The organism is Corynebacterium hylobatis (assembly GCF_003955685.1).
Taxonomy (GTDB): domain Bacteria; phylum Actinomycetota; class Actinomycetes; order Mycobacteriales; family Mycobacteriaceae; genus Corynebacterium; species Corynebacterium hylobatis.
In genome coordinates, this window is sequence record NZ_RXHJ01000032.1 from 1 (window position 1) to 7,473 (window position 7,473).

General features: G+C 64.4%; 5 protein-coding genes and 3 pseudogenes. 3 read left to right on the forward strand and 5 right to left on the reverse strand.

Annotated features, from left to right (window positions below; all coding sequences use genetic code 11):
* A pseudogene (locus EAH68_RS14380) lies at positions 1-242 on the reverse strand (M23 family peptidase); the annotation flags it as partial.
* 708 nt (positions 243-950) lie between these two features.
* On the opposite strand from EAH68_RS14380, the gene EAH68_RS14385 reads away from it, so the two are divergent.
* The 3 genes from EAH68_RS14385 to EAH68_RS14395 all read left to right on the forward strand — a co-directional run bounded on the left by EAH68_RS14385 (position 951) and on the right by EAH68_RS14395 (position 4,143).
* Positions 951-1,160: a heavy-metal-associated domain-containing protein gene (locus EAH68_RS14385; protein ID WP_126122022.1), complete on the forward strand. Its 210-nt coding sequence runs from the start codon at positions 951-953 to the stop codon at positions 1,158-1,160.
* 194 nt (positions 1,161-1,354) lie between these two features.
* Entirely contained in the window at positions 1,355-3,709 is a 2,355-nt protein-coding gene (locus EAH68_RS14390) for a heavy metal translocating P-type ATPase (RefSeq protein WP_126122023.1), read from the forward strand.
* Between the two features lie 89 nt (positions 3,710-3,798).
* On the forward strand, positions 3,799-4,143 hold the full coding sequence (locus EAH68_RS14395; protein WP_126122024.1) for a metal-sensitive transcriptional regulator: 345 nt from the start codon (positions 3,799-3,801) through the stop codon (positions 4,141-4,143).
* 235 nt (positions 4,144-4,378) lie between these two features.
* On the opposite strand, the pseudogene EAH68_RS14400 reads toward EAH68_RS14395, so the two are convergent.
* From EAH68_RS14400 to EAH68_RS14415, 4 genes and pseudogenes are all read right to left on the reverse strand, one after another.
* Positions 4,379-5,283 (reverse strand): annotated as a pseudogene (locus EAH68_RS14400) (cation diffusion facilitator family transporter).
* A 22-nt stretch (positions 5,284-5,305) separates the two neighbouring features.
* The gene (locus tag EAH68_RS14405; protein WP_126122025.1) at positions 5,306-6,550 is read right to left on the reverse strand and encodes an MFS transporter; all 1,245 of its coding nucleotides are present in this window, start codon (positions 6,548-6,550) and stop codon (positions 5,306-5,308) included.
* Complete coding sequence (locus EAH68_RS14410; protein ID WP_126122026.1) at positions 6,547-6,942, reverse strand: ArsR/SmtB family transcription factor; 396 nt, start codon at positions 6,940-6,942, stop codon at positions 6,547-6,549. The genes EAH68_RS14405 and EAH68_RS14410 overlap by 4 nt, the downstream gene beginning before the upstream one ends.
* Positions 6,943-7,115: 173 nt before the next feature.
* Positions 7,116-7,473, reverse strand: a pseudogene (locus EAH68_RS14415) (heavy metal translocating P-type ATPase); the annotation flags it as partial.

The window sequence follows — 7,473 nt, forward strand, 5'->3', positions numbered from 1 at the left end:
ACCTGCGTCGCATCGAAGGACAAGGCGGCGTCATTGGCGGCCAGCTCTACATCGACGGTGGTGACCTCCATAGATGCCGGGGCCTCATCCTGGGCCTGCAGCGTGGCGGCAGTAGCCCCACCGATCCCGGCCGAGGAGACCGCGCTGGCGGCCACGGCCACCAGTGCCACGCGCCCCTTGGTCTGCGAGGTGGTGATCTTGCGATGTTTTCCTCGGGGAGCCCGCTGAGCCGTCAGTCGCATTGAATCTTCTTCCGTCGTTTCCCTATGCGGGATTGTGATCATGGCGTTATCGTTCCGAGATGACAATAGCGCTTCAATTGCAGATGCCCCACCCCGACAACCCCTCTGTCCGCGCATTCCCCAGGGAAAACACGCGGGCCCTGACCCTCAGCGGGCACGAGTTTCCACTCCCCGCGACACGTGCACGAGCCTGGCGACCGGGCTTCCGTACCCGGAGACAACCCCAGGTGACACTCGGAAATGGCTGGTCACAGCCCGCAGAGGGCGGGCCCGTCCCCAGGGAAGTGGGGGCAGGTATTGGGGCCGCCCCTCCAGCGCCACAGCCGCGGGATGGAGAATGGATTTCTTCATGAAATCTTCATGGTTCAACCCCCGAGTCCCGCCGGGAGGCCCCTAGGGTCGAGAGTGTGGTCAAGCTGGCTCGACCGGCTTTTCCGGATCGACGCGAGATAGGGAGCACGACATGACCCATCACGCACGCACCATGCCGGACACCACCCGAAAGACCTGAGCCCGAGCGACAAGGAGACACTGACCGGAAGGCATCACAGCGTGTTTCGAGTGCACCCAGACCCTGCACTTGCCCTGATTGCCCACCTCCTTGATTTATACCCCCCATGGGTATAAATTGGAGGATAGTCGAAGGGGTGCCCCAGCACTGACGCCACTTCGCCACCTCCGGCCCCACCCCCTTGAAAGGACATTCACATGGCAACCGTCACCAAGAACTACATGGTCAAAGGTATGACCTGCGGACACTGCAAGTCTTCCGTCGAGGAAGAGGTCCGCGAGGTGGCAGGCGTGAACTCCGTGGAAGCGAACCCCGGCACCGGCCGCGTAGAGGTAACCGGAGAGAACTTCACTGACGAGGATGTCACCGCCGCCATCAAGGAGGCCGGCTACACCCTCAAGCCCTAGTTCCCACCCCCAGGGCCCGGCCGCCGCACTGCGTCACAGCGGGGCCGGGCCCGTTTTCATCCACAGATTCGCGGACATCACCCACCCTTGCTTTATACCCCCCAGGGGTATATGGTTAGGGTTATGGAAGGCGGGGATTGCCGCCCGCACCGGACAATAATTACCGATGCACTCTCCCTGAGGACTGATAAGTGATGACCCAGACTCAACCAGCGGTCGACCTGCTCCAGGTCGACCTCGGCGTGACCGGCATGACGTGCACCTCGTGTTCGTCGCGGGTGGAACGCAAACTCAACAAGCTTGACGGTGTGGAGGCGACCGTCAACTTCGCCACCGAATCGGCCTCCGTGCGCTATGACCCGGCGAAAGTTGACCCTGACAACCTCATCGAGACCGTTAAGACCACCGGTTACGGTGCCTTCACCATGTCAGGTGCCACGGACGATGGCGGCGACAGTACGGACGACGCCGCGACAGTGGCTTCAGGTTCCAGCGGTGCCCGGAGTCAGGTCGACACCGCCCGCGAGCATGAGGCCGCTGACCTGAAGAATCGCCTGATCATCTCCGCACTGCTCACGGTGCCAATCGTCCTGCTGAGCATGATTCCCGCATTGCAGTTCACCAACTGGCAGTGGGCTGTCCTTACCATGACCACCCCGGTGTTCTTCTGGGGCGGTGCCCCCTTCCACCGGGCCACCCTGGTTAACCTGCGCCACGGCGCAACCACCATGGACACGCTCATCACGCTCGGCACAGGGGCGGCCTACCTGTGGTCGTTGTGGGCCCTGTTCATCGGTAATGCCGGCCATCCTGGCATGACGATGGAGATTCACCTGCTGCCGACAAACTCCACCATGGACGAGATCTATCTGGAGACCGCGGCAGTGGTGATCTCCTTCCTGCTGCTGGGTCGCTGGTTTGAGACCAAGGCCAAGGGCCAGTCCTCCGCGGCGCTGCGCAAGCTACTCGACATGGGTGCCAAGGACGCCGCGGTCATCCGCGACGGCGCGGAGGTCCGCGTCCCGGTGGGCCAGCTCAAGATTGGTGATGTCTTCGTCGTCCGCCCGGGTGAGAAGATTGCCACCGACGGTCGTGTCACTGAGGGATCCTCGGCCGTGGATGAATCCATGCTCACCGGTGAGTCCGTGCCGGTGGAGGTCACCGCAGGTTCCAAGGTCACCGGTGCCACCCTGAATACTTCAGGGCGGTTGCTGGTGGAGGTCACCCGCACCGGTGCCGACACCACGCTGTCGCAGATGGCCAAGCTAGTCACCGAGGCCCAGGCGAAGAAGGCCCCGGTGCAGCGCCTGGTCGACCGGATCTCTGCGGTCTTCGTGCCCGTGGTCATCGTCATCTCGATCCTCACGCTGTTGACCCACGTCTTCCTCCTCGACGCCGGACTGGCGACGGCCTTCACCGCCGCGGTCGCGGTGCTGATCATCGCCTGCCCGTGTGCCCTGGGTCTGGCCACCCCGACCGCCCTGCTGGTGGGTACGGGCCGTGGTGCCGAGCTGGGTCTGCTGATCAAGGGCCCCGAGGTGCTGGAGTCGACCAAGAAGGTGGACACCATTGTCATGGACAAGACCGGCACCGTGACCACCGGCGTCATGTCTGTCACGGGCGTCACCGTTGCCGACGGATTTGACCGTAACGATGTTCTGACCAAGGCCGCCGCCGTCGAGTTCGCCTCCGAACACCCCATCGCCCAAGCCATCGCCCGGGAAGGCGGACGCACCCAAACCCTGCCCGAGGTGACCGACTTCGCCAACACCGCCGGCCGGGGAGTCACCGGCAGGGTGGAAGGCCACAGCGTGACCGTCGGACGCCCCGCCGGTGAACTGACCGGACCCCTGCAGGACGCCTTCACTCACGCCCAAACCCTGGGTGGCACCCCGGTAGTCGTTCAGATCAACGGCCGCAACGCCGGGGTGATCACCGTGCGGGACACCGCCAAACCGACCTCCGCCGCCGCGGTGGCCGGCCTGAAGGAGCTGGGCCTGACCCCGATGCTGCTCACCGGTGACAACGCCGGCGCCGCGAAGGCGGTAGCCGCCGAGGTCGGCATCGACCCGGCCCAGGTCATCGCCGAGGTCATGCCGGAGGACAAGGTCCGAGTCATCGAGAGGCTGCAGAAGCAGGGCAAGAACGTCGCCATGGTCGGCGACGGCATCAACGACGCCGCCGCACTCGCCCAGGCTGACCTGGGCCTGGCCATGGGGGCAGGCACAGATGTAGCCATCGAGGCATCGGACATCACCCTGATGAACAGCGACCTGCGCTCCGCGGTCGACGCGATCCGGCTGTCACGTCGCACACTCGGCACCATCAAGGGCAACCTGTTCTGGGCCTTCGCCTACAACGTCGCCCTGATTCCGGTTGCCGCCATCGGCCTGCTCAACCCCATTCTCGCCGGTATCGCGATGGCGTTTTCCTCCGTGTTCGTCGTGTCCAATTCCCTGCGGTTGCGCGGTTTCACGTCTAGTCACGGTGCGACAGCCCCCGCATCAAACACGACTGAGGCCAGCCCCCGACAGCCGGTCAATGCCTAATCCACCTTCCCTCACGCCTGCCATCCTGATCGAACTTCTCACTAACCCCACGACTTACCAGCCGGCCCCTTTTTAGCAAGGAGACCCCCATGAATGCCCTCACCCCTGATCAGACCGTCCCTAGTGACGAAGCGGCAGGCACCTGCCACACCACCCACGGCTACATCAACGATAAGGACCGCTACCTTGCCCGCCTCAAGCGCATCGAGGGCCAGGTCCGGGGCATACACCGCATGGTCGACGAGGAGCAGTACTGCATCGATATCCTCACCCAGGTCTCCGCGGTCAACTCCGCCCTGCGCAATGTCGCCCTGGGCCTGCTCGATGACCACATGAGGCACTGCGTGCGCGATGCCGCCCAGTCGGGAGGCGAGGCTGCAGACGCGAAATTTCAGGAAGTCACCGATGCCATCGCCCGCTTCGCCCGCTCCTAACCGAACGAACAAACTAGCTCACGAACCCCCGCATATCAGGGTGGCCCGCAGATCCGTGGATTCAGCGGAGAAGGTGGCGCGTCCCCGGTGACCGTCGCAACAGTTTTCGCCGCGAGACGGCAGAACACGCACGGCTGCGTGGGGCGCGAGGCGAACCCGGACCTTGACGGCCTGGGCACGGCGCATTCAGCGAACAGATCTTCGCCCCTGAGAAAGGAGTGGGATCTAGGGACAGTCAAGGCGCGTCACTGCCCGCCAGGGGTTCGACGTGGATGAAGGTCTCTGTCCCGGGGAGAGCCGCGGCGATGGCGTCCTCGAGATCGTGGGCCAGATCATGGGTCATATTCACGCTCCAGTCACCGGGGACCGCCATCACCACGAAAGCATGTCGGTGACGGCCTGACAGTACGGTCCGCGCGGGCGGAAACTCCACGCTGTGATCCTCCCGGAAGTCAGCCAGGGCCGCATTGAGGGTGGTCAGGTCCTCATCAGGGAGGGGCCGGTTGAGCAGGTTGCTCAGTGAGCTGCGCAGCAGACGGTAGCCGGTGAACAAGATGTTGGCGCCGACCAGCAGGGCGATGATCGGGTCAAACCACAGCCAGCCGGTCAGCCAGACTGCGGCGATCCCGACGAGCACCCCGACTGAGGTCCACACATCCGTCATCAGGTGCTGGCCATCGGCCTGGAGGGTGACCGAGCGGTGCCTTTTACCCATCCGGATCAACACCATCCCAACGATGAGGTTGATGACGGGGGCGGCCGTGGTCAGAACCAGACCGATCCCGACCTCTTCCAGGGGTGCGGGGCCAGCAGGCGTTGCCCTGAGGTCCAGATGATCAGCACTGCCGCGAGGAGGATCATGGCACCTTCGGCCAGTGCGGAGGAGTACTCGGCTTTCCCGTGGCCGAAGTTGTGGCTGCCATCCGCGGGACGGGCGGCGACAGACAAGGCGATGACTGCAATGACCGCCGTCACGAGGTTGACCACCGATTCCAGAGCGTCGGATAAGAAGCCCACGGACCCGGTGACGGAGGCCGCAATCATCTTCAATCCGATGGTCACCACCGCCACCACGGAGAGATACATGAACCGGATGAGCAGCAGGTGGTCGTGGTGATGATTACTGCCGGGAGAATTCATGGATGTCAGATCCTTCCAGGGGCTACCGCCTGGTTGTGGTGGACGGGTGCGTGGGGGTGGGTTGGGGGTTCGGGCCCCAGGCCACGACGGCCCAGACTGTCCCGAGCAGTCCGAGGCCGGCCAGGATGAGTGCGGTGACGGACAGCCCCAGCCAGGCCCCGAGGGCTCCCGCGGCAGGATAGGTGAGCAGGAAACAGGCGTGGGACAGGGAGAACTGGGCGGCGAAAACCGCCGGACGGTTGTCCTCGGTGCTGGCACGGCGCAGCAGACGGGCCGACGGGGTGAGAACCAGCGAGGTCGCCGCCCCGAGCGCCAGCCAGACGAGGAGCAGTCCCGCCCACTGTCCCGGGCCGGTGGGAAAATAGATCGCGGCGGCGGCTGACACGAGGCCCACCGGCAGGAGGGCGGCGCCGGTGAGCATCACTGGCCGCTCATCAGCCACCTGGTCCAGGAGCAAAGGGACGACCAGGGCGATGATCATCGATCCGGCCCCGTAGGCGGCCAGCAGCAGCGCGACATCGGACTCCGAACGCTGCAGATACCCCTGGACCAGTACGACGGTGTTGACGATCACCATCGCGGTGGCGGCCGCCACGACCAGGTTCATGGCCAACAGGCTGCGCAGCTGCGGGGTGCGCCAGAAAATTCGGGCTCCCAGAGTCAATCGGTTCAGGAAGGGGGCAGGCGCGGCCGGGGTGATAGCCGGGAAACGTGTGGTCAGCACCAGCACCGTGGAGGCGAGAAACCCCAGGGCGGTGCCCATGAAGAGATTGTTGTAGACCATCACCGTCAGTAATGCCGCGGCGATCACGGGGCTGAGCAGGGACTTGAGGTCATAGGCCAGCCGGGACAACGACAGAGCACGGGTGTACTGGCGTTCATCAGGCAGCACCTCAGGGATGACCGCCTGGAAGGTGGGGGTGAACGTTGCGGACGCGGACTGCAGGATAAAGATGAGCACATAAATTTGCCAGGTCTCACTCACCGTCGGCAGCGCCAGTGCCACCACCAGGCGCAGCAGGTCAGAGCTCACCAGCACCGGCTTGCGGCGCAGGCGGGCGGTCAGCGCGGACATGACCGGGGAGACGGCCACATAGGCGATCATCTTGATGGTCAGCGCGGTACCGAGCACTACTCCGGCGTTGCCGCCGGCGATATCGAAGGCCAGCAGACCCAGAGCCACGGTCAGCAGCCCGGTGCCCACCAGGGCGATGATCTGGGCGGAAAACAGTTTCGCGTAGGAGGGGTTACGCAGTACCTCGATCATGGCGCGGGCTGATTTCTGAGTTTGGTGACCGCTGCCGGAGAACTCTGCCGGTGATGGCGGGGTTCGGCTTCCACGGCGTGCTCGGCCTGGAAGATCGCATCGGTCACTAGTTGACGGGCATGTTCGTTGGCCAGGCGGTAGAACACCCGCTTGCCCTCCTGGCGGGTGGCTACCATCCTCGCCAGACGGAGCTTGGCCAGGTGCTGGGAGACTGCCGCCGGGGACTTGGCCACGATCTCGGCTAGCTCACCGACCGATAGTTCCGTTTCCTGCAGGGCGAGGATGATGCGCACCCGGGTCGGGTCGGCCAGCATGGCAAACATTTCCACCGCCAGCTCCACGTAGACGCTGTCGACGGTGACGCTCCATTTATCATCTGCATGCATGTGCATATGATTTCATGAAATGGAAGGGAGGACAAGGGTGTCGCGTTGCGACGTCTTCCTCGCCTCGGTTTCCGCTTTGAGCCACGACCCAGCTACCTGAGAGCGGGGCACACATGGGAAAGCCCCACCGGGAAGACCTGGGAGAAAACCCGGTGGGGCTGGTTGTGGGGGTTATTTCGTCAGGCGCTCAGCGCCTCCTTCGCCGCGTCAGCGGTGCTGACCTCTGCCTGGTCCTTGCCCTCCTTCAGGGTCGGACGCAGCAGGAGCATCGCGATGGCGATGACCAGCAGGACAGATGCCTCGTGGACGAGCATGCCAATCGACATGGTCACTCCACCGAGCAGAACGCCGACCAGGAGGATGGCCACCGTCGCCAGGGCGATGGCGATGTTGACACGCATGGTGCGTACCGTGCGCTGAGCCAGGCCCAGGGCGTAGGGCAGGCGGGGCAGCTTATCGGCCATCAGGGCGATGTCGGCGGTTTCGATGGCGGCCGGGGAACCAGCGGCTCCCATGGCCACGCCGATGTCGGCCTGG